The following is a 25,405-nucleotide window of genomic DNA, read 5'->3' as shown; positions in this document are numbered from 1 at the left end:
CATTGGGTGGATTGTCACCTGTAATGTGGAAAAATGGACAGCAAGCCAAAGCAAACCCAACGCTTTTTCCTAAAACAACAACAAAATATTAACAGAAATTAATACTTTTGATTAGTACTGATAAGGGAAAGTCTTCACAAGCAGCTGAACAGGCACTCAATGATTTTGAATACAAATGGGAAAGTAAATATTCTTATGCTATCCAATCCTGGCGAAACAATTTGGATGAATTGAACGTATTCTTTGAATTCCCTCCCGAAATCCGAAAAATAATTTATACTTCTAATTTGATTGAAAACCTCAATGGGAAAATCAGAAAATATGCCAAAAATAAAATGTCTTTTCCTATAGATGATGCCATGATAAAGTCAGTTTACCTCACCCTAAAAGAAGCAATAAAAAAGTGGACGACTTTTCCCCAGAATATGGAATAGTTTAAAATAGAGAAATTTGTGTTTTCCGACTATTATCAATGAATTCATTTGGTGTTAAATTCCCTAGCGAACTATGAGCTCTGTAAATGTTGTGATCATCTTTCCACAAATATAACTTTTACTGTACATCTTCTAATGACAAAAACCAATTAACATTAAGACACTCACTCATCTCGTAATGATCCGTTAAAACTTTCAATGCATTATTATCAGTAGGCTTTCCTGGTCTGGAAAACCCCAGTTGTATTTTCTCTTCATATGCCCATCTGTCTAATTCTTTACTTATAAACTCCTTCCCATCAAAGAGGGCATCACTAATAAAGTCAATACTCCAACATTCATGTAAAGTAAAGGCTTTACCGTTAGTAGGAACTCTGGATCGTGACGATTTTATTCTTTTGTTTTCTTTTCGTCTCAAATTTAACCCTTCTTCACTATAAATTCTATAAACCCGTTTCTGATTATCTTTCCAACCTTCACGCCTGAGCAGAAAATGTAAACGCTCAATACCATAGCGAACATAGATATTAAATAATTCTATCAGTCGCATTTTAAGCGCTATATCATCCCTTCGATGTAGATGGTAATAATAAAACACTGGATTGTAAAAATATCAATCGACAGCTTCTTTTCTGGAAATTCTGCAATAATCCTCGCCAGTTCACGCTTCTGAGCCGGCTTTAGAACTTTTTTTTCAGCATACTGAAGAATCTGCTTATCCAGACTTAAATCGGCTACCAACTTTTTGAGTTGACTGTTTTCTTCCCCCAATTGCCGTAAATACCGAAGTTCCGTAACGCTTAAACCTCCGAATGTCTTCTTCCAATTGTAGAAAGTTGCCTCACTTATACCCATTTTACGACAAATTCTCCAACTCTTACTCCCGTCTCTGATTGTTTCAATGCAAGTACAATCTGGCTCTCTGTAAATCTGCTCTTTTTCATTCGATTTTTCTTTATTTAAAACTAATTATTTCTCGAAAAATATCTAAACTTTTATTGCTACTGTTTTTTGGGAGAAGATCAATCTAATTCTTTTTGTTGCATTCGATTCAGGAATTGTCATTTTCTAGCTTCTATATCCGGGACGTTATTTTTATCATTTGAATTGTGCAGATTTGCATTACTATTGTTGATTTTTTGGAGAATAATATAGGATATTCTTAATTATTGCAAGGATTTTATAGATCTTAAGTTTCTAATTTAAACTAAACTGAATTAAGCTATGAATATTATTTTGAATATAATCTAGATTATAAAGCCCCTAAATTTTTTAAAAATGACTTTTCAAATTAAACCATTAGTTGTATGCAGTATTTTTCTACAAAAAAGGGACTAGTGGAATTAGTCTTCACTGCATTTTATTTGACGGTATTCTGTTTCAGTGATTGTTTTATCACCTAAGAAATCAATTACCGAAGAGCTTTCTTTTACATCAGAAGTACTACAACCCCTTTTATCAATTTTTTCTTTGTTAACAAATTTCCAGCCAGAGTCATTATATACAGAGCCTGAGGGGCTTTTCTTAATTGTACGTTGATATTTGTCTCCATAACAGTCACAATTATTCTTACTACAAGATAAAATAGCGAGAATAATTCCCAACGTAGATACATACTTTTTCATAATTTTTATTTTATTATATCACTTTTTTTTAGTTTTATTATTGTTTTTAAGAAAATTTTAGACGTGTACATACTTTTGAAAATTAAAAACGTCTTATACTAAAATACTACTGTTCAAATTCTAAATTTTATTTAATTTTTAGAATTTGTATTTTTCTATGTATAGATGAACCTGTAATTTCGTCGTCATAAAAAATATGCCTAATTTAAAAACTAATATTATGGCGCAAAAATAATATTTCACTTTTTTTACAAGTTTATTTTTCTCGTTAATAATTGTTATGCGGTATTTAATAAATGTTATGCAGTGTTTATTTATTAAATATATAGTCAATATTTACGAATTATCTTGTTTTAAATTTTCGAATGACGAAAATAAAGAATTCAAAGTGTTTATATCATGATGATATTCGTTGTCTAACTCGTTTGTATATATTGCAATAATTACAAAATGATTTGGGGATTCATTAATTAAAACAAAATTTGCAAAATTGTAGATCGTATTTCATTTTCATATCGTATTGTGCGAATTTTAGTATTATTTAATTTTATTAACGTTATTTAGAAATGGAAAGTTAGTTGATCAACTTGTTATTTTTCTCTTTGATAACATTTTTACCTTTTGTTTAAAATTTAAGTAACAATTATTAATCATAATGATGGTGATTATTAGAAAATAATAACCTTAATTTGAATTCTATTATTGTGTTAATTTGATTAGATAGAATTTTTGATTAACCAAAATAAGTTTGGTAAACTTTGTTGTTTTTCAGCGGTGATTTTTCTTTATTATTCATCTATCAACGAAAAGCCATAATTAGATGATTATAACCTTCACGTTATGTATACAATAGTTTCTCTAAATATAGTATTTGATAATTAACACACAAAACTTTAAAATAAATGATTAATCTAATTTTTAAAATGTATTTTATTCTCGCATTGTTACTTGTGGCAGTGCCAGGAAAATTAAAAGCACAAAATTCTGATAAGGAAAAAGAATTGATCCGTATTCTCAATCTCGGAGAGGTTCATATAGACAAAGATGAGATTCTTCCAATAGAGATCATCGATGACATGATTGTTATTAAAATCAAAGTGAATGGAGTAGAAGAATCTTTTCTATGGGATAATGGTTTCTCTACATCAGCCCTGGACATAAGTATTCAAGATAAAGTCAAACTTACTAGTGTACCTTCATTGAAAGATTTTGATGCCAGGGATGGTAATGCTGTATTTGTCAAAATGAATATAAAATTTGCTGACAAAGTTGAGTTGGGCAGTGTAAAAATTACGAACACAACCTTTACAGATGTGGATTTTTCCAAGATGATTGGCAAAGTGAAAATTAAAGGAATTCTGGGTTCATCAATTATCAGCAAATTGAATTGGAGGTTTGATTTTGATCATAAAAAAGTAACTATTTCCAGGAATACTTTTACCGGACAGGGAATTGTTCTTCCTTTCGAAATAGATCCATACAATAATTATAAAATTCTTTTCGGGGTTAATTCCAGTATGGGCGTAGCGCAAATTGACTTTGGTTATAATGGAGATAAAATAGAAATGCCGATACAGACCCTGCCTATTTTTGGAAAAGTTAAAAAATCCACCACAATCGGGAGTATCGCTTCTTCAGTAAGTGGAATTTCGAAGGTTGATACCACATATACTATTAAAGAATTTGATTATAGAATAGGAGATAGTATCACCAAATTAAAAGATCCTGTAAAAATATTGCTGACAAATAAGGGCAGACCGGTCATAGGAAACCGTTTTTTCCGTCATTATAATATCTGTTTAAATAATTCAGCGGGAAGCATGATATTAACGCCCAGAATAACTTCTATTAGCAATTATCCGCAGAAAACATATGGGTTTTCTATCGCGATTCAAAATAATAAGTTTGTAGTAGTTGCTATCACAGATAATCCCAATGTTATTCGATATCCAGAGCTCAAGTTAAACGATGAGTTTATCTCGGTCAACGGCAAATCAGTTGACGACTTTATCTACGTATCTGATTTTAGGTTACTATTGATACAATCTCTATTGGCCAATAAATCTATTAAAGTTACAAGGAAGGACGGTAAAGAGTTTTTGCTTTCACCTAAGGAAGATATTTATAGATAATGCTGGAAAAATAGGTAATTATGAAAAATAGTCCAAAATTTTTATGTCGCTGGAATATGAACAGATCAAATGTATAAATTTAAGTTATACTGAATAATCAGATTTATTTTCTGCATTTAAATTAGGCGGTAAAAGGATATATAGAAACACGAAAATTTAATAGTATCAGATTATGAAAGAAAAGAATATTTTAAAAACAATTAATATATTTTTTCTGTTTTTAAGTTTCTTCTTAAATGCACAAAATCATTTATGGACGATTAACGATATCCGGCAAAATGAAGAAGAATTGATAAGATCATTGAAGAAATATGAGAAAAAACTGTCTAAAGATCAACTGAAAAAAGAATTTTTAATGCTTTTCAGGGAAAGACTGGCTTTTCACGAATCAATTGTTGATGGGATAATAAAAGAGAATGATGATAAAAAAGACTGGATCAATTGGATCAACAGAATAACATCTCTGAGGTATATCTACGACCTCTCAGCGTCCGCTCTTGCAAAGAATAATATTCCACAGAAAAATTTTAATACAGTCTTAGAACGTGTAACATCGCAGGCAGTCACCCATCTCTATGCAAGAGGTGTCAAAGCAGTTAACGATACCTCGGCCTCTAATCATCTTTCTGTGGCATACCGTACATTGAGTGTGGTGCAGCAATTACATCCTGGATATAAAGATACAGATGAATTATTGGCCGGTTTAAAATTATACGCAAACAAAACGGCCTATCTGGAACCTTTGGAAATGGGGAATAAAGGAAATTTTTTTCATGTAAAAATAGGCAGTTCTTCTTCTTTTGATGACCATATAAGAAATAAGATAGAAGAAGTGGTTAATCTAAAAGCTATTGGACTTAAAATTGAGAATGTGTCAACTCTAAAAAATGATTATGATATTTCAATCGAATGGACCCGCATTGATTATAATAATGGACATCATTTTAAAAACACCTATGAAAGAACGGGAACAGTCAGAAATAATACAGTCAAAGCGACTGTGGTTTATGAAACTCAGAGGATTAATTTAACTTCTTCTTTTGAGGTAGTAATCAAAGATAAACTAAGTAGAAGGACGATTAATTCACAAATTTTTAACAACACAGAATCTATAGATTACATTACGGCAAGTTATACTGGCGATAGTGCAGCTCTTACCCATGCAGATAATGAAGTCATTAACAATTCAAGATTTAATACGATTCATCAATTTAAGGGAGATTATCTTTATAGCTTTTACGATCAACATTTAAATCCTAAGATTGCTGAATTTATTATCGGGACTTTAGGTTGGTAGAAAGTTGATTTTATAATGCCTTCAAAATCTATTACGCAGTCATAAAGATATTACAATAATAATGTAAATTAATTGTTGAAAGATATTAAAGAAAAATGCTCAAAAGATTGTTAAAATAAGCAATTTTTAATCTAATATCAATTTATTTTTTTCATTTTCCAGTAAGGATAAGAATAAGGATGATCGAAAACCTTTTCAGGTAAGACTTTAAATAGAGAAAGATCTGTTGATACTATTATAATAGAGAGTGCATGTCTTATTTTTTTTAAATCACTCATCTCTATATATAAAATACTGAAAAACAAACAACTTGTAGTACAAAAATATTAATAATGCAACTTGAAATTAAAATAATCACAAAGATGTTTGGTAAAGGAATGGTAGGACTTTCAGACTTTTCCATCATCATTGAAAAAGGTGTGTTAGGACTTCTTGGACCTAACGGAGCTGGTAAATCTACTTTAATGAAAATTATTGCTACCATAAGCAAACCAACTTACGGCAGTGTATTACTGGATGGAGAAGACGTCGTTAAAAATCCGGATTTGATCCGAAAAATCTTAGGATATCTTCCGCAGGATTTTGGGGTATATCCAAATCTTAATGCTTATGAGTTTCTGAAATATATAGCGGCAATGAAAGGAGTTGGCGGAGCAGGTCTTAATAAACGTATAGATCTGCTTTTGGAAGGGGTAAATCTTACTGCAGATGCAAAACGTCCTATTGGCACCTATTCCGGGGGTATGAAACAGAGAATAGGCATTGCCCAGGCGTTACTTAATGATCCAAAAATATTAATTTTCGATGAGCCAACAGTAGGTCTCGACCCTGAAGAAAGGGTCCGTTTCCGTCAGTTAATATCAGAAATGGCTGGTGATGCTATTGTCATCGTTTCCTCACACATTGTTTCTGATATAGAAACAGTAGCCGATGAGGTCACTATCATGAAAAGCGGAATGCTTATCGAAAAGAATACAGCTCCGGAAATTATCAGTAATGTAGAAAATAAAATGTTTGAAATTACCCTTTCCCAGTCGGAGATTGAAAGGTTTAAATCACAATATCTGGTGGTGAATACCACAAGGCAATCGGACAAAACATTGCTAAGGTATATTTCAAGTACGAAACAGCCTGCAGCAAATTCCAGACCTGTTAATGCAACGCTGGAAGATGCCTATTTGTTTTTAATAAAAAATCAACCGTAATACGATGAGAAATTTATATAATATTATCAAGGGAGACTACCTGCAGCGCAGCCGTAGTTATGCCTTTCTCATCACATTAGCTGTGACAATCTATGCGGCGCATTCTTTTGTCCCGTTGCCTGATGCAAGCTATACAACATTGACGATCCCAGGATATAGAGGTGTTTACAATTCAGCCTGGGCCGGACATATTTCAGCGTTAATGAGTACGGTTATTTTATCTCTGTTTGGCTTTTACCTGATCAGCGGGGCCATCAAAAAGGATATTGATACAGAAGTGGGGCTAATTATAGCCTCTACTTCCATTACCAATTTCGGCTATCTTTTTGTGAAATTTCTGGGGAACCTAATGGTGTTGCTCACGATTTCCGCGATTGCTCTTCTCGCAGGCATTCTTATGTTTTTTATTCAAAACTCAGAATATCCTTTCCATATAGGAGATTTCTTGCGGCCTTACTTTTATATGGTTGTACCCTCCCTAATTTTAGTTTCTGGGTTAGCGATATTAGCGGAGGTTTTTCTAAGCCGGAAAACAATTCTTCAAAATGTACTGTACTTTTTTATCTTTACTTTTATGCTATCTGGTATGATGGAAAAGAATGATAAATACAGTTCCAATATACGGGATGGCTTTGGGATGGGAATTGTAACAAACAGTATTCAGAATCAGGTGAATGAACAGTTTAATGAAGATATTTCCGGGGTGTCTCTTGGCTACACTATCACAGAAAAAGAAAGTTTCAAGACTTTTGAATGGAAAGGTGTTTCATGGAATAAGTCATATTTGATAAGCAGATTGGTATGGATAGGATTTACCTTGTTGTTGGTTTATATTTCATCTTTTTTCTTTCACCGCTTCGATTTTAAAGTAACAATGAAAAGCAGCACGGTTCAAAAGACTTCACAAGAAAAATCAGCCGTAATTTCTTATTCTGGATTTCAAAGATCTAAATTGCCTCCCATAACGCCAGACTATGGTATTTCTTCATTTTTGAAAACAGAATTAATACTGATGATAAGGAAAGATTCCAAATGGCTCTGGCTTCTAAATATTGGTTTGTGGATCGCTATCATATTTGCTCCATTAAATACTGCCTATGTTTTTTTGCTTCCTGCTCTGCTTTTTCTGCAGGTGAACAGAATATCAGATTTGGCAACGAAAGAAGTGACAAACAAACTGTATTATTTTACTTTTGCTTCATACAAACCATTGCAAAGAATGCTTCCCGCGCAGATTCTTGCCGGAGTTTGCCTCTTAACTGTATTGGCATTACCCATGATCTTACGTTTATTACTAAACGTTAATTTTATATCGATCATACAGGTTTTAAATGGAGTGGTGCTTATTATAGCTTTAAGCATATTTTTGGGGATTGTAAGTGGTGGAAAAAAACTATTTGAAATCCTGTTTTTTCTACTGACTTATGCTGCTTTTCAGGCCCCTCAGATAAATTATCTGGGAATAATCGGAGACACCAATTATGCAATACTTATAGTTCTGTTGGGAACCAGTATTTTGTTACTAATTTTTAGTTTTATGATCAGAAAAATTCAGATAAGAAATGTTTAGATGAGAATTTAATTGGTATGAAAACAGGGAATTTTTTTCAATATTTTTTCAATTTCTGTATCGAAAGTTAAATTTGACTTTTACATATTGTTGAAATGTTCTATATTTACAACTAGAAATTAAAGCGTTCTTTCATTCAAGTTATAATAATTTTGCAGAAATAATATGTTTTATTATCTGGATCTATAATTTAAAAACCGTGGTGATTTCATCGTTTTTTTAGATTTGGAAAATAAAAGTAGCATAAATAAAGTATTTACTGAGCATGGGTAATTCCTTCACTCTTCGAAAAAAAAGCGATTGGAACAATAGATTTTTTAATCTGACTTTCAGTAGAAGTTGTGGCAATATCATGGCACCAATAATTTTGAAAGGCTAATATGGAGTACTGAAGCAGTTTTAGATGGGTAAGTTCGAATCCCTCTCTCTCCGCAAAAAAAGCCTTAGAATAAAATGTTCTAAGGCTTTTTTATTTCTGAATAAGATGTATTGATCTTATCTGGTATAGTCAAAATTTTCAAAAGCACTCAAAAGTAAAGGATCCAGGAAAGGCTGGGTACTGATTTATTTCTCATTTTAGATAAGGGTAATTTATTCGGGTTTTGATTGCCTGCCAATTCGTATATTTTTTAAAGCTCCTCCTCCTTATCTTTGACACTCATGAAAGTTTTTTATTAAGTACCTAATTCATAATAAATATTTATCTTAGCGACCAATGTCACGAAATGTGGATATAGGTATTTTTTTTTCGAGGTTTTTATATCTTTTGTTTCGTGGAAAATATTGCTAGGCGTCATTTTGTAAAAACAGTAACCAAAAAATATTAATTTAAAAAAATCTATGAGTTCAGCCGAAGTGATAAATAATACAAAATGGTTTTCGAAATTTTCATTATCGTTTTTAGCCATTGTTGGGGCTACAAATACTGCTCTTTTTATAATCTTACCTCTATTACCTTATAAAATTTCAAAGTTTATATTTCCTGTAGGATTTCTAGCATTAGGATTGGCCATACTATGCTCAATTGGTTTTTCTATTTATTGGCACAGAAAAGAAAATAACGGAACTTTTAATTCTATACAATACATTTCCTGGTTTTCAACATTGTTACGGTATTGGATGGCGTTTCTGCTATTGGATTTTGGCTTTCAAAAAATATTTGAAGTTAACTTTAATTATTCCTATCATATCAATGATTCTTTAGCAAGCGTATTAACGGGGCCGGAATTAACCTGGAAATATTATGGATTTTCTTACGGACTTGCTGTGATTTTGGCGTTTTTTCAAATTATTGGCGCTATTCTGTTGTTATTCAAGCGGACCACTTTATTAGGCATTACCATACTTTTACCGGTCATGCTGAACATTGTTTTGATTAATGTTTTTTATAATATTGGACCCATTACCTTATTTACTTCTATCCTGATAACATTAGGCTTGGTTCATCTGTTTTTACAGCAAAAAGTTGATATCATAAACTTCTTTAATCAACACAAAAATAAACTGCCCTCAATGGGTAATCATTTTTCACGCTCAATCGCTCGTGTGTTATGTATTCTAATTCCTTTATTGTTTGTCATTTACTATAATTATGACGTTCACCTTTCAAAAAAATATTTTGGAAAATGGAAAGTCACATCCATGATACGTAATGGGAAATTGGTTAAAGAAAATCAATGGCAACAGGATACTTTGGCCTGGAAAACAATTTATATTGAAGAAAGAGGAAAAATGTATTATTGTCCGAATCCATATATGTATGTGGATAGTACTTCACTATTTATGAAATACCATCACGATGATAAAGAACAGAATTTTAAGGTGATATCTTACGAAAAGAATCCGAATAAGCCTGACACAATTCCTGTTCAGATTAACAATTTTAGAAATAACTCAATGCAATGGAAAATGATTTTATACAAGGACACTATTCAAATGGAATTAAAGAAATAAAATTTTTAACAAAAAACGATGTTTAACAGCCGTTTGGTGAGATGGCGATATTTGATGCAAGATTAATAATCGTTTTGACGTATTGAAAAATAACTACAAAAAACTAAAACAGATCTTGATAAAATCTGTCCAATCGAATTTCCAGACATTTCCAAATATATCACTGTTTTTATAGTATGTTGTTTAGCTGGAAATACTCAATTTAATAGCATATAAACGTTGAGAAGAACGAAAACGTTATATGCCATCTTTATAACAAAAAAAATATGATCAGAAAATTATCCTTATTACCCTTTTTTATTTTTAGTTCTGCTTTTTCCCAGGAAAAATATGAAGACAGCATAAAAAACATTATTGAAAAAGACTTTGTTAACATTAAGGCAATGGATTTCAAAAATTTAGTTCCTTTTGAAACTGAAAAAGGAATGGGTTATTTAAATTCAAAAAACAATAAAATTGTTGTAAAGCCCAACTATTACAAATTAGATTTTGCTAAACCAAATTTAAGAGGGAATTACGATAATATTGCTTATTTTGAAATCAACAAAACAACTAAGAAAATGGAGGTGTTTTTACAGAATTGGCAAATTTTTGAAGATTCTCCAGGACAGGGTCCTATAAAAAAGGCATATGCAAAAGGGTTTTATGTAGTCAATAATTCAATTTTTTCTTTTTCAGACACTTATACTTACTGTCCGCAATTATTTAAATACAGGAATGAAGATTTTGCTATCGCGATTAAGGATGATAAATATGCAGTCATAAAACCAGATGGTGAAACTTTAAAAAACCTGGGTTTTGAGTATTCCAGTTTGCAAATTATAGACATAGGAAATGACAATATTTGGTTCAAGTACAAAACAATAGATGGAGAAGTGGGTTTCATCACAATGAATGGAGAGAAAAAGCTTATAAATGATATCATCAGCAATAGCAGAAGTCAAACAGAAGGTTATTTCTCTTTTATTGATTCAGAACATTCTACAAGAAGAAAGTACTACGGGTATTCTATTGAATCCAATGATGAATCATATGGAGTACTGGATTTGTTGACCATGACCTGGCTCATTAAACCACAGAAAGCACTTAAAATTGATGAAATTAATTACACAACGGATCAGAATGTAGACGAAAAATATGATTTAGAAGATAGAAAAAAATTAAAATTTTATTTTTTGGTTCGTGAAGAAGGAAAAGAAACAGCATATTATATTGACGACAAATTAAAAAAATACGTACCTAAAAAATAAAAAACCTATTTTTAAATGTTTACACTGTGATGTGTGATCACAAGAAGGCCGGATTCATGAAAAAAACGTACTGAACGATCAAATATTATTGTCTTGAAGTGTAAGGGTAGGAAAATCAATATTTTATAATTTCAATCCGCAGTTGTCAAAAACTACAGATAGGTTTGTCAGCTTGTAACTTTCCATTCTTAATTCAGAAGACGGTCGAATTATGACAGGACAAAATTTTCAGTCATTCAATGGTGTTGCCTTAAAAATTATTGAATGGATTGAGAAAAATAATTAAAATAACTGATCAGCAGGAAGATATGAACAGGGAACTGCCATCTCGTTCTTTATGAATATTCTTTTTTCAAGCTTCTATCCAGGATAAACGGAACAAACGGGAGTACCGAAGCTATGAGATACAACATAATTCTTTTAAAACTCCACCTGTATTTTATGGCGGCTAGCACAAGTGCTACCATAAATACAAGAAACAAAACCCCATGGATCCATCCAAAATATTTTACACCTTCCGGTATATTGAAAAAGTATTTTAAAGGCATTGCAATGAAGAGAAGAATCAGATAGGAAAGCCCTTCAACTAAAGCTGTTTTACGGTATATATTGATCATCTGAATCATTATAGTATCAAAAGATTATTTTTTGACAATAATAACTTATTTCATTGGAATAAACAACCGTGGAATCCTTCTTCTGAATGTAATCATGATTGTTTTACGTTGATGAAGAATGAAATTGGTGAAATGGTTCCTGTGAAGAATTATGATCAAAAGATCTGTTGTTTGGTGGCACTTTCAGATTCACATGATAAAAACAGTATCCATGAGCACATACAAGAGAGGTTCGAATCCTTCTATCTACTGAGAAGTAATAGGGAAGAGAAGTTGCAGGAAAAGGTTGGAATAATAGTCGCTGGTGACATACGAAGCGGTTTTATTTGATTTTGGCAATAGTTGCTAAAAGACGTTTTCAATATTTTATAGTATATTTGCAGCTCAATTTTTAATGGTATCAAATAAAGGTTAAAAGGGGCATCAAGTGCTCGAAAGTAATCTTCCCCATCTCCGCTGAAAAAAACTAATTCCATTAGAAGGCTAATGGAACTTTTTTATGTGAAAAAATCACGGATACAGGATGTAAATTTTTGGAGACCAGACGGAGTAGGATCCGGCATAACTGCTGAAAAAGCATATGGAAACAACACCCTCGTAATCGAATCAATACAATTGATTCCCTCTTTGCATCCTTTATAATAGGCAGAATGAGAATCAAAATTTGTGTTAGAAAAATAAACGGTCTGTAGTATGAATTAAGACTAGTTGATGCTTGATTGACGTTAGTGGCCCACGAAGTTAAATATGTTCTTAGAATTTTTAGTGAACAGAAATAGCTTCAGTAGAAAGAATTGTTCTTTTTTGTATTTTAGCATTCTGTAAACAGATAGATTGAGAGAGTTAGATCAACTTTATTGATCATTTAGGTTTACAGATTATTGTGTTAATTAAACTATTTAAATGTTATGAAAAAAATAACCATGGTAATGCTTCTTGTATTGGGAACTGCATTTGTGAATGCTCAAAAAATTGAGATAAAAGATGATAATGTTTTACTTGATGGTAAAGCTATACTCAAATCAGAGAAAATTAATACCTTCCAATACTCATTTTATACATTAGATGACAATGAAATCTTAATGTTTAGAATGTTTGATAATGAAACTCCACAATATCAGGCAGATGATTACTATGTTATCAACTTTATTGACCAGAGGGTCAAAGTTCAATGTACTGATTTCAGTCGTATAGTCAGTGGGCTGGGGATGAATTCAAAAAAAAATATGGAGAAACTCATGACTTGGCTTTTGAAAGAAAAAGTAATTACCCCTGAAGGAAAGGTGAATCCTGATAAAGTGGGTGTATTCTTTGATAAGTATGATGAGAAAATTCTGGAAAGAACAGTTAGATAGATATCAATAGTGGGTGGAATAATGATTATTGGAGATGATTTAATTAGCTAGATAATTTTCCGTTAAAAATAAATAGATCCATTAGATTTCTAATGGATCTATTTATTTTACTCTGTTGATTATCTGGGGTTAATACTGCTCAAAAATTAAAGGTTATATACAATATGATTGCATTTGAATAAGAAAGTTTAGATGACAAAATTTTAAGCACAATGTTGTTTTCACACTGGATTTATTTAAATGCAGAAGAGATAATTTCATTATCATGTTTGATAGATTAACTATTGAATGTAATGGTACAGAAGAAGCATAGAAGAAAAGAATGAAAATCGATTTTAAACATATATTAGCTCAGAAATCTATTTATATAGCGGCTTTGTCGGCCTGCTTCATTGCGGTGGTTGCGTTTGCTGTTTTGAGCTTCCTCATTACCCGTGACAGCCGGAAAAATAATGAAGGATTTGCGAAGAAGACCTTTTTTCAGAAATACGAAACGCTAGAAAAAGAATTCAGAAATATAGAAGAATATCAATACCTTCTGCGTGCCCTGATTCAGAAAGACGGATTGAAAAACTACAAAGAATATTCTTCCGTGCTAAATAATATGAACCGGAAAGGGAGCCTGCTGCCCTACAGCTGGTATTCCTATTATGACGCTGCTTCCGGAAAATCTGTAAGCAACAGGACGTTATCAGATGTGCTCACCAGGACGTCAGCAGATACAAAGTATACCAGAATAGAAAACAACAGATCCGGACATTTCAGAGATTTCCTGACCATGCGAAAAGATACCACTTATTGGGTAAGTTACGACTCGCTGGTGCTGCCGAAGAAAAATATACTCTATTACGGTTCTGCGGTAAGCCTTAACGACCTTCATGAGTATTTCTCCAATATCGATAAAAGCCTGAACAATTATGCCTATGTTTTCACCAAAGAAGGCATCTGTATTTCCCATCCGGAAAAGAAATATTTGGGAATGAATATCTTTGATTTTACAGATATTCAGCCAAAAGATACTCTATGCAGTACCATCAAATCAGGTTATACAGAAGGAACAGGGATTTCGGAGTATCTTAATCTGGAAGTTACCCGTTTCGTAAAACCTCTGAAAACGGATAATTTCGATGGCTATGCTGTGGTCAACCACGTGAATTTCCTGATCGATGAAAGTGTCAGCAATACAAAAATGTATACAGTCTATATTTTTCTGGCGGCTTTATTCCTTATTGTAGCGGTCTTTATTTTGTTTCACAGGGCTGCTAACATGGCATATAAAGAAAAAGAAAAGATACAGTCTGAGAAAAACCTGCTGTTGGTTGAGAATGAAAAAATGCACAGGGTAGAAGCCATGCACCAACTTCAGCAACTTAAAAACAATATCAATCCACACTTTCTTTTCAACTCGCTGAACGCTCTGTACATGCTTATCGGGATCAATAAAGATAATGCACAGCGGTTTACTATGAACCTCTCCAAGATCTACAGATATCTTATTGTGCCTCCACAGGAGAATATTGTTCCTGTAGCGCAGGAAATCAAGTTTATCCGGCAGTATATGGAGCTTCTCAAAAGCAGATTTGATGAAGAGCTGACCTTTGATCTGATCGTTCATCATCCCAAAAGTCTGGAAAAGCGGATTCCTTATCTATCCCTTCAGATGCTGGTGGAAAATGCCATCAAGCACAATATCGCGACCATAGATCATCCATTGGACATCCTCATTACCGTAAACGATGAAGAAATCACAGTGAGGAATACCTGGCAGCCCAAAACAGATGAAGATGTGCGGGGAGCTAAATTTGGAATTGACTATTTGAATCAGGTTTATGATTTTTTTAAAAAGAATTCTGTTAATATTTCTGTAGATGGTGAATATTTCATATGCATTTTGCCATTATTGGAATAAAAAATGAAATCCATTCACTCCCGAAATACTGCCTCTCACTCCCTAACGCTGTTGATATTATTTCTTTACGTATAGTTTTGCGAGCTGAAACTGAGATATCTAATAATTTGGAATGAATCGGACTATGGTAATGAAGAACTACAGACTTGCATTGTACTTAGGGCTGGCGTTAGCCTCACCGGCAGTACTGGCACAGAAAAAAGACACATTAAAAACAGATAAAGAAAAATCGGAGAAAACGGATGTTTCATCAAAAAAAGCAAAGAAAATTGATGATCTGATAAAAAAAGGAACTTATAAAAAAGGTCTTTTTAATACCATCCAGGTGAAGACTGATGTGTATTTTGAAATCCCAGACAGTTTAATGGGACGTCAGTTTTTGGTAGTCAATAAACTGTCTCAGGTACCGATGCAGGTGAATGAAGCCGGCCTGAACAAAGGAATGAACTATGAAAACAAAGTCATTTCCTTTCACCGTGATGCAGTAGCTAAAAAGGTATGGGTGAAAACAGTGGTTCCACAGGTATCATCACCTAAAAACGATGTGATCACAAAATCTGTGAAAGACAATTTTTCAGAATCTGTGATTGAGGTTTTTGATATTGAAGCGCAGAACAATGATTCTACGTCTGTAGCCATTAAAGTGAATAAGATTTTTGACGGAAATCAGAAAAGCTTTAATGATGTTTTGGCTAATGTAGGTCTTGGAGGATCTGTAAAGTCCAATCTTTCCTATATCGAAGGTGTAAAAACCTTTCCTCAGAACCTGGTCGTTAAATCTCAGCTGACAACATCTGTCAATGAAGGTGGAGTAGATCTGCCGGTTACCCTTGGAGTCACCACGAATCTGGTATTGCTTTCCAAAATACCGATGCAGCCGAGAATTGGAGATGCAAGAGTGGGGTTTTTCAGTGAAAAACACTGGGCATTCAATGACCGTCAGCAGAAAATGGATGAAAAACAGTTCATCACCAGATGGCGTTTGGAACCTAAAGATGAAGATAAAGAAAAATACTTAAGAGGTGAGCTGGTAGAACCCAAAAAGCCGATTATTTATTATATAGATCCTGCAACGCCTATCCAGTGGCGTGAGAAGATTATTGCAGGTGTTTTCGACTGGCAGGCCGCTTTTGAAAAAGCAGGTTTTAAAAATGCAGTGATTGCAAAAATGCCGGATGAAAACGATAGAGACTTTGACATTGATGATGTAAGATATTCGGTGATTACCTACGTGGCTTCCCCAAAATCGAATGCCATGGGACCTTCTGTGGTAGATCCGAGAAGTGGTGAAATCATCGAATCGGATATCATCTGGTGGCACAATGTGATGACTTCTCTTCAGGAATGGATGAGAATTCAGACCGGACCCATAGATGAAAAAGCACGCGGAAATGTATTCAGCGATGAGCATATGGGCGAGGCGATCCGTTTTGTATCGTCACATGAAGTGGGCCATACCTTCGGGCTGAAGCACAATATGGGATCTTCCTTTGCCTTTCCTGTAGAATTTCTGCGTTCCAAAGAGTTTACGGATAAAATGGGTGGTACTGCACCTTCCATTATGGATTATGCGCGATACAATTATGTTGCTCAGCCGGAAGATGGAGTTACCGCAATCACTCCAAAGATCGGAATTTACGATAAACATGCTATTGAATGGGGTTACCGTTGGTACCCGGATGCAGTATCGGAGAAAAAGGCGCTGAGAGACTTAATAGAAAAGCATGAAAATGACCCAATGTATTTCTACGGGGAGCAGCAAAGTTATCTGGAAACCATCGATCCGCGTTCGCAGTCTGAAGATTTGGGAGATGATGCAATGAAGGCCAGCGAGTACGGAATGAAAAACTTAAGAATCGTTGTAGACAACCTTCTGAAGTGGACCTATGAAGACGGAAAGACGTACACGGATGCAGGAAAACTGTACATGGGTGCTATCGGGCAGTGGGATCTGTACACAGGTCATGTGATGGCGAATGTAGGAGGAATTTACCTGGATAATACAGTTTTCGGAAGCAAGAAAAAAGCGTATGAAGCGGTACCTGCAGAAATTCAGAAAAGAGCGGTGGACTATTTGGTTAAAAACTCGATCCATCTTCCGGAATGGTTATTCTTTAACCCGATTACGGAGAAAACATATTCTGTGAAAAACTCCCCGATGGGACCATTTGAGCAGACTCCGTACACCTTAGCAAGAGGAATGCAGTATGCCAATATCTATTCCCTGCTGATGGACGACAGACTTCTGAGAATGATAGAAAACCAGTTGAAAAATGAAGTTTCAGGTTCAAAGGAAGAGATCTATACGGTGGAAGATTTATTCGACCAGCTTCGTGGATCGGTTTTCAGCAAAAAAGGAAGCCTGACGATTCTTGAAAAGATGACGCAGAAAAACTATGTAGACGCCTTGATCGTTTCCGTGAATAAATTATTTGAAAAAACGGCAGTGAAAGCCTTAAAGGTAGAAAATACACTGAACATCCCGATGATCTGTAATTTCCATGAAGAAGACCACGGTTTGAGGAATATCAACTACTCATCGATGAAAAGAGTATCTGAAGTCACTACCTATAAAAGGGCGGAACTACAGAAAATATTGAACTTATTAAATAAAAGTAAGAATAAAGGAGATGAAGCTTCCAGGGCTCATTACGCAGACTTGATCATCCGAATAAAAGAGGCTTTAAATAAATAATCAGCTATGAAAAAAACTCTAATACTTTTACCTCTTTTGGCGGCTCAGGTTGCATTGGCCCAGGAAAAGAAGACTATTACCGGAAAAATAGAAGACGGAAATACAACGACAGTTATTTCCGGAGCTTCTGTGAAGATAGAAACCCAGTCTGTTTCTACAAAAACTGATCTGGCAGGCATTATTGAAAGCGTATCTGTAGGGACAGTAACCGACAGTAACGGGAAATTTATTCTGGAAATTCCTGCAGACACCAAGTCTGTACTGGTAAGTTATCCGGGCTACGAATCCAGGGTGATTCAGATCAGTGATGGGCAGATCAATTATACGATAAGACTGATTCCTGAGGTTTCAGACAAAAATAAAATCCAGGAGGTGATCATTACCGGATATCAGAAGATTGAAAAACGTAAGCAGACTTCTGCCGTTACTACGGTGAAGATGGATAATATCAATCAGGCAGGTGTTGCCAGTGTAGACCAGATGATGGCGGGACAGATCGCCGGAGTAGTGGTGACTCCTGAGACCGGAGCTCCGGGAAGTCCGGCAAAGATAAGAATCAGAGGTACAGCTTCTCTTTCAGGACCGCAGGATCCGCTTTGGGTAGTGGATGGTCTTCCATTAGAAGGAAATGATGTTCCCAATTTCAGCGATAAAGATAATATAGACCAGCTTCAGAATTTTTCTATTGCAGGACTAAACCCTAATGATATTGAGGATATCACCATCCTAAAAGATGCTGCTGCCACTGCTATTTATGGAGCGAGAGCGGCCAACGGGGTGATCTCTATTACCACCAAAAAAGGAAAAAAAGGAAGCATGCGAGTTAATTTCTCAGCGGATACTTTTGTCACCTCACGTCCGGATTTTGACAAGCTTAATCTTCTGAATGCTTCTGAAAAAGTAGATCTGGAATTAATGCTTGCGAGCCGTGCAGATTTAACCTACCGTGCCGACAAAGGGGAGGTGATGAGAATTCTAATGAAAAACGGACAGCTTGATGCTTACAGAAGCGGAGGTTTGGGCGCATTGAATTCAATGACCCGTCAGCAATTGGATGGTTTAAGAAGCAATACCACAGACTGGGGGAAATTATTGTACAGAAACGCAATCAATAAGCAATACGGATTAAGTGTTTCCGGTGGAAGTGATCGTTCGGATTATTATTTCTCTCTGGGATATTATGACGAACAAGGAACAACGATCGGGACAGGTTTCGAACGTTATAACCTGACTTTAAAAAACAATTATAAATTAAGCGATAAATTAAATGCTGGAATCTCTGTTTTCGGGACCAGTAGCGAACGTACATCGTTTGTAACAGATGTGGATGCATCTATCAATCCTATCAACTACTCAAGAAATGCCAATCCTTACCTGAGTCCATACAATGCAGACGGAAGCTACAGATATGATCAGGATATAGATGGTGTAAAAGATGCCTATATCCCTTTCAATTTTCTTGAAGAAAGGGAAAATACAAGTTATACGCTGAAAAACCGTTCATTAAAAGCCATATTGGATTTAGAGTATAAAATTACCAAAGATCTGAAGATTACATCTCAGTTTGGCATGCAGTATGACAGCAACAAGACAGAAAAATTTGCCGCTGAAAATACGTACTCTACCCGAAAAATGAAAGAGGGAACGCGTTATTATAAAGATGGAGCATTCCGTTATTTCCTTCCCGCCGGAGGGGTAAAACAAAACTGGGATAATGAATTTTTCCAGTACAACTGGAAATTACAGGCAGCCTACAGTACAAAAATCAATGCAAGACATGAAATTGATTTAATGGCCGGAACAGAAATCCGCAGAACGGATGACAATACAACACTGACCAGAGCTTTTGGGTATAACAGCATTACCAGAACCGGGACACCTATCGTTTTTCCAAGTTCGAATTTTGCAGGAGATAAGAAGTATGAAACCTACCGTGAAATGGCACCCGTTGAGAATGCGTATGCTTCCATGTTTGCTACGGCTTCCTATACTTTCGATCAGAAATATACTTTCTTCGGAAGTGTGAGATATGACGGAACCAATTTATTCGGGGTGAATAAAAAATATAAATACCTGCCGATATGGGCTGTTTCAGGTTCATGGCTGGTAACGAAGGAAAACTTCATGAAGGATCTGACGGCTATTTCTAACCTTAGACTAAGAGCTTCTTACGGTCTGCAGGGGAATATAGACCGTAACACGTCACCGTTCTTTATCGGTGAATACAAGGAAACTACTATTCTTCCGGGAAGTAAAGAGAATATCATTAACGTAATCAGTCCTCCAAACGATAAACTTCGTTGGGAAAAAACAACCAACGTCAACTTTGGTCTTGATCTGGGAATGCTGAAGAACCGTGTGAACCTTACCGCGGATATCTACAGCAGAAAAGGAACGGATATGATCAGTATGAAAGAAACGCCACTCGAAACCGGGTTTGAATATACGATGATGAACTGGGGAAGCTTGACCAACAAAGGTTTCGAACTGGCGCTATCTACAAGAAATATCGATAAGGAAAATTTCAAATGGAATACCACCATCAACTTCGCGCACAACAAGAGTAAAGTACTGAGTGAGCAGCCCCGTAACAATGCCCTGCTTCCTTCAAGAGAAGGTCTTCCCGTAAATGCTGTATTTGCCTTAAAAACAGCTGGAATGGATGAAAACGGAAACCCGATGTTCTGGAAAGGAAATGAAAAAGTAAAAGCCGAAGATTTCTTCAAACTGTATGACGTATATGCAGACTTCCTTCCGGGGCAGCTTGTGGACACTAAGCTTTCCAACGAGGAGCTGAGAAACCTCTTCACATATGTAGGAGACAGAGATCCTAAATTTACAGGAGGTATTATCAACACATTCAAAATACACAATTTTGATCTGACGGTTTCTGCAACTTTCAATTTAAAACAAACCGTGATGAGAACCACTTCTTACCGTGGAATGGATCTGGACAGAGGGAGAAATTATACCAAAGATATCTACGAAGCCGGAACAACACTTCCGGGAATCACCAGTCCTGATATGGAAAGCAATCCGGGATGGATGGCCAATAAATGGTTTGCCGATAACCGTTCCAATGCCTACAGCTTACTTGATGTGTGGGCAAAGGAGATAAGTTATGTAAGAATCAGCAGCATCCGTTTAGGCTATACACTGCCTAAAGAATTTACCAGCCCAATGGGAATCAGCAGTCTGAGACTGAGCGTGGAAGGACGTAACCTTTTTGTGTTCAGTAATGGGTACAAGGGCTATTTTGATCCCGAAACCTATGGTAACATCTATGCACAGCCGATTACCAAATCAGTGACAGTAGGATTTAATGTTTCTTTTTAAAACTTGAAAAAATGAGAAAAATTACAACATTCATTGCGATCGCAGCCTTAAGCTTTTCCAGTATCGGATGTGACCGTTTTTTAGATATACAGCCTGAAGGGAAAATTATCCCGGTGAGCGTAGAGGATTACCGAAAAGTGCTTACATCAGCCTATTCCCAATATCCGGTGCATAAATCTTTAACCGCTCTGCGAACAGATGAGCTGAATATAGATGAAAGTCTGAATGAATTTAATGTCTACCGCGAAATTGCGATGTGGAAAGATTCAAATAATGATCAGGCCACAGCCGAGTTTCCATGGGTAGCTTTTTATTCCGTGAATTTTTATCTGAACCAGATCATCAACGAAGGAAGCAAGACCATGGCAGATTCTCCTGAAAAAAAGCAGATTCTGGCAGAAGCTTATGCACTTCGTGCGTATTTATATTTTGACATGGTTAATCTGTACGGGAAGCCTTACAACAGTGTTACAGCCGCTACAGACAGAGGGGTGCCGATCAGTCTTGAAATTGATCTTGAGCAGGTATTGAAACCTTCTTCCGTACAGGAAGTCTACGATCAGGTGCATTCCGATATCATAAAGGCAGAGGGACTAATGGTGGAAGAGAAGCAGCCGGCTGGAATCAATTACAGATTCTCAAAGGTAGCTTTGAAAGCATTTCAGGCGAGAACGGCCCTTTATCAAAGAGACTGGAACAAGGCTTTGAGCTATGCTGAGCAGACTCTTGCCGTTAAAAGTGAATTGAGCAATTTAAATACGACTGCTACTGCGCCTAACCATTATGCTTCTGTAGAATCTATTATGGCTTTGGATAATGCCCTGAATATTGGAGTGCAGAATGTATCTTATGCATCCACAGAACTGATTTCAAAATATAGTACGACGACAGACAAAAGGTTTAATCTTTATTTTGAAAAGAATGGCAGCAAATACAAAGTAATCAAAGGAGGAACTACAGATTTCAGAGTGTCTTTCAGAACAGCAGAGATGTATTTTATACAGTCTGAGGCATTATTAAAACTGAACAGACTGAGTGAGGCTAAAGAAGCAATCCTCAAAGTCCTGAAGAACAGATACACACCTGATGGATACATCACCGTTCAAAGCCAGATCAATCCAATGAACACTTCAGAATTCATGAATTTCATACTGGAGGAAAGATTCAGAGAATTTGCTCTGGAAGGCCACCGCTGGATGGACTTAAGAAGAGCAGATCAGAGAAAAATCATTCATAAAGTGAATGGTACGGAATATATTCTTCAGCAGAATGATGTGAGATATACCATAGAATTTCCTATGAGTGCTAAGAAGAATAATCCCAATTTATAACATTTCATATTAACAACCCGTGAAACCGCTAGAACTTAATCGTTTTAGCGGTTTTTTTGTACTTTTGTAATGTTATGAAAATTGCCATTATAGAAGACGAATTGCTGGCTGTGAATTATCTCAGAAACCTGTTGGACCAGCAAAGCATCGTCCCTGTGACGGAGATGGTGATTCTGCGGTCAAAAAAACAGGCCATAGACTTCTTCGAAAACCATTCAGCAGATCTTATCTTTATGGATATTCATCTCGGAGACGGGATGAGTCTGGAGATCTTTGAATCTGTGGAATTATTCACACCCATCATTTTTATAACCGCTTTTGACGAATATGCCATGAGGGTGTTCAGGCATTTCACGATAGATTATCTTCTGAAACCTTTTGAAGAAGAGGATTTACATAAGGCACTGCAAAAATTCATTTCCATCAGGTCTAATTTCGATCCAGAACCCGTCCTCAGATCTATTTCCTCACTACGACAGGCTGAAGGCCCTGAACTGATGAAACGCTTTATGGTCCGCGACGGAAATAAACTGAAATCAATAGATGAAGGAAATACAGCCTATTTTTTTGCCTCAGGAAAATATCTTTTTCTGACGACCGTGGACAACCAGACTTATATTTACGATGATACCATTAAAGATGTCATTCATAAACTGAATCCACAGCTGTTTTTTAAAATCAACCGTAAATTTATCATCAATAAAAACGCAATTGTTGAGATCATCAAGCATTCCAGCCAGAAAATAGAACTGAAACTGGCACCTGCTCCTGAAATCAATTCAGATGTATTTATCAGCAAAAGACAGATCACGGAATGTTTAAACTGGCTGAAAAGCTGATAGATTCTTATGAAAAATTCTATGGACACCAAAGCAAAAAATGCCCTGTGATGGATCAGAATGTGATCAATACGTATGCGGTTACGTTCGAAAATAAAACCATAAGCTGGGACGGATTTCGGGGAAAAGAAAATTGTAAGGTCATAGAAACCAATAATTTTTGCTTAACCTGTTTCTTAACCAGCTGGAAGTCTGTGTCACAAATCAACGATTCATTGCTGCCGGATATTAATGCAGCTTTGGCGGATCCCGCCTCAGAAATTGAAAGCGAGACGGCGCCAGTAGATATCATCATGTGTAATAATCTGGTAGATTTTTATGATCGTCAGGGCTATGTAAACAGTATACCTTTGCAGGATTTCAAAGAAATTGTAACAGGATGGAGAGATTTTCTGAACACACGTCCTTTGAACGGCGCAAAAATTTACTTTACCTTCTTTGGATTCTCTTTCTGATAATCAGATCTTGATAGGTAAGTTTAAAATATCAATCAAAATCCTGGATTTCTATACGTTGCTGTTGGGTAGAAATGAAATTTATCTATCTTAGTGGTTCATGTAAACGTAATTCCGAACACATTATATTTTATGTCAAAACGTGGCCGTTTTATAGTTTTTTATTCTATTTGGATTCACGGAAATGTAAGAAGTTTGGAGTGAGACAGAAATAAACGCCTATGAAAAATCCAGATCAAATACATTCATTTCAATCGACGATTAAAAAAACAGATTTTGGAATACTGACCACATTGTTGTCAGAAGCCGGTGTCTCGGCACATGGAAGTATTTCTTACGGGGATAAAACCCTTATGGCTAACTACGTTTACAATAAAAGCGGGACCTATAAATTAGTCTACACCATCATCGATAAAAACGGAAATGCTGAAAGTTTTGTAGAAGATGACGGGATTTTACCCACCTTATTTTTAAGTCCGAATCAGGAAAATTATGTTTCATTGGTCCCTTACCATCCTGATAAAGAATTAGAAATCAGTATTCCTGTTTTTAACCGTGAAAATACAGATTTGCCGAAAGGAAACAGACCTTTTACCGGGAAGTTCATTGGTACTACCGATCAGTTTTCAATCTTTCATGAGGCAGATATCTGGTCGGAAACCAAACCTGACAAAATGCTTTCCATTGAATTTAAAAACGATGCGGTAAAAAAGAAACACAATATTAAAATAGATTTGCCAAGGAATAATAAAATATTCATCAATAACGGTGAAATTCATTTACTGGCCAATGATAAAAAAGGTTGGTTGCACAGGCAGATTGATGAATTGGGAAATGTAATAAGGGAAAGATTGATCAATCCCAATAAAGAATGGTTTTGGGAGATACTCAGTTTGTCTTTCGATGAAAATTCCTACATCCTTTGTGAAGAAGAAGGGAAAATATCGGTGGAGGTCATCTCGCCGGATCTTCACTGTACCACTACAGATATAGCGGATATCGGAGATGAATTTTTCAATACCTGGCAGCCTGTAAAAATGGCTGAAAATACTTTTATCATCCAATTCAACGGAGAATTCGGAAACGGCTGGTTCACAATTAAAAATGATGAATTGTTGGAATTATTCTACAGCAAAAATGAAAAAGGCTATAAAAATATAATGACCGATGAAATAATACCTATGGATAAGGAAAATCTGATTAGTTCCAGTATCAACAAAACAGAGGAAAACAGTTATGCCGTTATCTTTTACTTATCAGATAGCCAGAAAATAAAAAATAAGGAATTACTTATTTTAAACCGAAGCCTTACATAATATCAGCAACCAACTTTCACAACTAAATTTCTAAAAATGACCATCAAATCAATTGTAATTATTCTGACCTGTATCATCTTTCAGAC

At 35.3% G+C, this 25,405-nt stretch carries 16 protein-coding genes and 2 pseudogenes; 15 read left to right on the top strand and 3 right to left on the bottom strand.

Going from position 1 to position 25,405, the window contains the following annotated elements; all coding sequences use genetic code 11:
* Positions 1–131: 131 nt before the first annotated feature.
* A pseudogene (locus tag LC419_RS22810) lies at positions 132–410 on the top strand (transposase); the annotation flags it as partial.
* Positions 411–435: 25 nt separating this feature from the next.
* On the opposite strand, the pseudogene LC419_RS22805 reads toward LC419_RS22810, so the two are convergent.
* A pseudogene (locus LC419_RS22805) lies at positions 436–1,378 on the bottom strand (transposase).
* Positions 1,379–1,777: 399 nt separating this feature from the next.
* A complete protein-coding gene (locus LC419_RS22800) occupies positions 1,778–2,059 on the bottom strand; it encodes a hypothetical protein (RefSeq protein WP_223609517.1) in 282 nt (93 codons plus the stop codon).
* Positions 2,060–2,961: 902 nt separating this feature from the next.
* Between LC419_RS22800 and LC419_RS22795 the strand changes: the two genes are divergently transcribed.
* The 6 genes from LC419_RS22795 to LC419_RS22770 all read left to right on the top strand — a co-directional run bounded on the left by LC419_RS22795 (position 2,962) and on the right by LC419_RS22770 (position 11,466).
* Positions 2,962–4,191 (top strand): aspartyl protease family protein, encoded by a 1,230-nt coding sequence (locus LC419_RS22795; RefSeq protein WP_223609516.1) that lies wholly within the window; start codon positions 2,962–2,964, stop codon positions 4,189–4,191.
* A gap of 172 nt (positions 4,192–4,363) precedes the next feature.
* Positions 4,364–5,488, top strand: a complete 1,125-nt coding sequence (locus tag LC419_RS22790; protein ID WP_223609515.1) for a hypothetical protein — start codon at positions 4,364–4,366, stop codon at positions 5,486–5,488.
* Positions 5,489–5,820: 332 nt separating this feature from the next.
* Entirely contained in the window at positions 5,821–6,693 is an 873-nt protein-coding gene (locus tag LC419_RS22785; RefSeq protein ID WP_223609514.1) for an ABC transporter ATP-binding protein, read from the top strand.
* A 4-nt stretch (positions 6,694–6,697) separates the two neighbouring features.
* Positions 6,698–8,263, top strand: a complete 1,566-nt coding sequence (locus tag LC419_RS22780; RefSeq protein WP_223609513.1) for a hypothetical protein — start codon at positions 6,698–6,700, stop codon at positions 8,261–8,263.
* Between the two features lie 840 nt (positions 8,264–9,103).
* Positions 9,104–10,216: a hypothetical protein gene (locus tag LC419_RS22775; RefSeq protein ID WP_223609512.1), complete on the top strand. Its 1,113-nt coding sequence runs from the start codon at positions 9,104–9,106 to the stop codon at positions 10,214–10,216.
* A gap of 266 nt (positions 10,217–10,482) precedes the next feature.
* Positions 10,483–11,466, top strand: a complete 984-nt coding sequence (locus LC419_RS22770; RefSeq protein WP_223609511.1) for a hypothetical protein — start codon at positions 10,483–10,485, stop codon at positions 11,464–11,466.
* A 335-nt stretch (positions 11,467–11,801) separates the two neighbouring features.
* Here the strand turns inward: LC419_RS22770 and LC419_RS22765 are convergent, their stop codons facing one another.
* Positions 11,802–12,083 carry a DUF3817 domain-containing protein gene (locus LC419_RS22765; RefSeq protein ID WP_223609510.1) on the bottom strand — a complete coding sequence of 94 codons (282 nt, stop codon included), beginning with the start codon at positions 12,081–12,083 and terminating at the stop codon, positions 11,802–11,804.
* 908 nt (positions 12,084–12,991) lie between these two features.
* Here LC419_RS22765 and LC419_RS22760 point away from each other — a divergent pair.
* The 8 genes from LC419_RS22760 to LC419_RS22725 all read left to right on the top strand — a co-directional run bounded on the left by LC419_RS22760 (position 12,992) and on the right by LC419_RS22725 (position 25,319).
* Entirely contained in the window at positions 12,992–13,438 is a 447-nt protein-coding gene (locus LC419_RS22760) for a hypothetical protein (protein WP_223609509.1), read from the top strand.
* A gap of 322 nt (positions 13,439–13,760) precedes the next feature.
* Positions 13,761–15,347: a histidine kinase gene (locus LC419_RS22755; protein WP_223609508.1), complete on the top strand. Its 1,587-nt coding sequence runs from the start codon at positions 13,761–13,763 to the stop codon at positions 15,345–15,347.
* A gap of 124 nt (positions 15,348–15,471) precedes the next feature.
* Positions 15,472–18,042, top strand: a complete 2,571-nt coding sequence (locus LC419_RS22750) for a zinc-dependent metalloprotease (protein ID WP_223609518.1) — start codon at positions 15,472–15,474, stop codon at positions 18,040–18,042.
* A 6-nt stretch (positions 18,043–18,048) separates the two neighbouring features.
* Positions 18,049–21,378 (top strand): SusC/RagA family TonB-linked outer membrane protein, encoded by a 3,330-nt coding sequence (locus LC419_RS22745; protein WP_223609507.1) that lies wholly within the window; start codon positions 18,049–18,051, stop codon positions 21,376–21,378.
* Between the two features lie 11 nt (positions 21,379–21,389).
* Complete coding sequence (locus LC419_RS22740) at positions 21,390–22,709, top strand: RagB/SusD family nutrient uptake outer membrane protein (RefSeq protein WP_223609506.1); 1,320 nt, start codon at positions 21,390–21,392, stop codon at positions 22,707–22,709.
* A 74-nt stretch (positions 22,710–22,783) separates the two neighbouring features.
* Positions 22,784–23,548, top strand: coding sequence for a LytTR family DNA-binding domain-containing protein (locus LC419_RS22735; RefSeq protein WP_223609505.1), 765 nt, complete (start codon positions 22,784–22,786; stop codon positions 23,546–23,548).
* Positions 23,524–24,003 carry a hypothetical protein gene (locus tag LC419_RS22730; protein WP_223609504.1) on the top strand — a complete coding sequence of 160 codons (480 nt, stop codon included), beginning with the start codon at positions 23,524–23,526 and terminating at the stop codon, positions 24,001–24,003. The genes LC419_RS22735 and LC419_RS22730 overlap by 25 nt, the downstream gene beginning before the upstream one ends.
* 221 nt (positions 24,004–24,224) lie before the next feature.
* A complete protein-coding gene (locus LC419_RS22725) occupies positions 24,225–25,319 on the top strand; it encodes a hypothetical protein (RefSeq protein ID WP_223609503.1) in 1,095 nt (364 codons plus the stop codon).
* The last annotated feature ends 86 nt before the right edge of the window (positions 25,320–25,405 follow it).

Origin of the sequence: Chryseobacterium sp. OSA05B, assembly GCF_019970065.1 — a bacterium.
Taxonomy (GTDB): Bacteria; Bacteroidota; Bacteroidia; order Flavobacteriales; family Weeksellaceae; genus Chryseobacterium.
The sequence above is the reverse complement of the archived record's forward strand: the minus strand, read 5'-3'. Positions and strand labels throughout refer to the sequence as shown.

Bases quoted from the DNA above. Each gene is read 5' to 3' on its own strand.
- LC419_RS22725 (WP_223609503.1), top strand. From the start codon at position 24,225: ATGAAAAATCCAGATCAAATACATTCATTTCAATCGACGATTAAAAAA.
- LC419_RS22740 (WP_223609506.1), top strand. From the start codon at position 21,390: ATGAGAAAAATTACAACATTCATTGCGATCGCAGCCTTAAGCTTTTCC.
- LC419_RS22765 (WP_223609510.1), bottom strand. From the start codon at position 12,083: ATGATCAATATATACCGTAAAACAGCTTTAGTTGAAGGGCTTTCCTAT.
- LC419_RS22730 (WP_223609504.1), top strand. From the start codon at position 23,524: ATGTTTAAACTGGCTGAAAAGCTGATAGATTCTTATGAAAAATTCTAT.
- LC419_RS22780 (WP_223609513.1), top strand. From the start codon at position 6,698: ATGAGAAATTTATATAATATTATCAAGGGAGACTACCTGCAGCGCAGC.
- LC419_RS22750 (WP_223609518.1), top strand. From the start codon at position 15,472: ATGGTAATGAAGAACTACAGACTTGCATTGTACTTAGGGCTGGCGTTA.
- LC419_RS22790 (WP_223609515.1), top strand. From the start codon at position 4,364: ATGAAAGAAAAGAATATTTTAAAAACAATTAATATATTTTTTCTGTTT.
- LC419_RS22760 (WP_223609509.1), top strand. From the start codon at position 12,992: ATGAAAAAAATAACCATGGTAATGCTTCTTGTATTGGGAACTGCATTT.
- LC419_RS22800 (WP_223609517.1), bottom strand. From the start codon at position 2,059: ATGAAAAAGTATGTATCTACGTTGGGAATTATTCTCGCTATTTTATCT.
- LC419_RS22755 (WP_223609508.1), top strand. From the start codon at position 13,761: ATGAAAATCGATTTTAAACATATATTAGCTCAGAAATCTATTTATATA.
- LC419_RS22785 (WP_223609514.1), top strand. From the start codon at position 5,821: ATGCAACTTGAAATTAAAATAATCACAAAGATGTTTGGTAAAGGAATG.
- LC419_RS22770 (WP_223609511.1), top strand. From the start codon at position 10,483: ATGATCAGAAAATTATCCTTATTACCCTTTTTTATTTTTAGTTCTGCT.
- LC419_RS22745 (WP_223609507.1), top strand. From the start codon at position 18,049: ATGAAAAAAACTCTAATACTTTTACCTCTTTTGGCGGCTCAGGTTGCA.
- LC419_RS22795 (WP_223609516.1), top strand. From the start codon at position 2,962: ATGATTAATCTAATTTTTAAAATGTATTTTATTCTCGCATTGTTACTT.
- LC419_RS22735 (WP_223609505.1), top strand. From the start codon at position 22,784: ATGAAAATTGCCATTATAGAAGACGAATTGCTGGCTGTGAATTATCTC.
- LC419_RS22775 (WP_223609512.1), top strand. From the start codon at position 9,104: ATGAGTTCAGCCGAAGTGATAAATAATACAAAATGGTTTTCGAAATTT.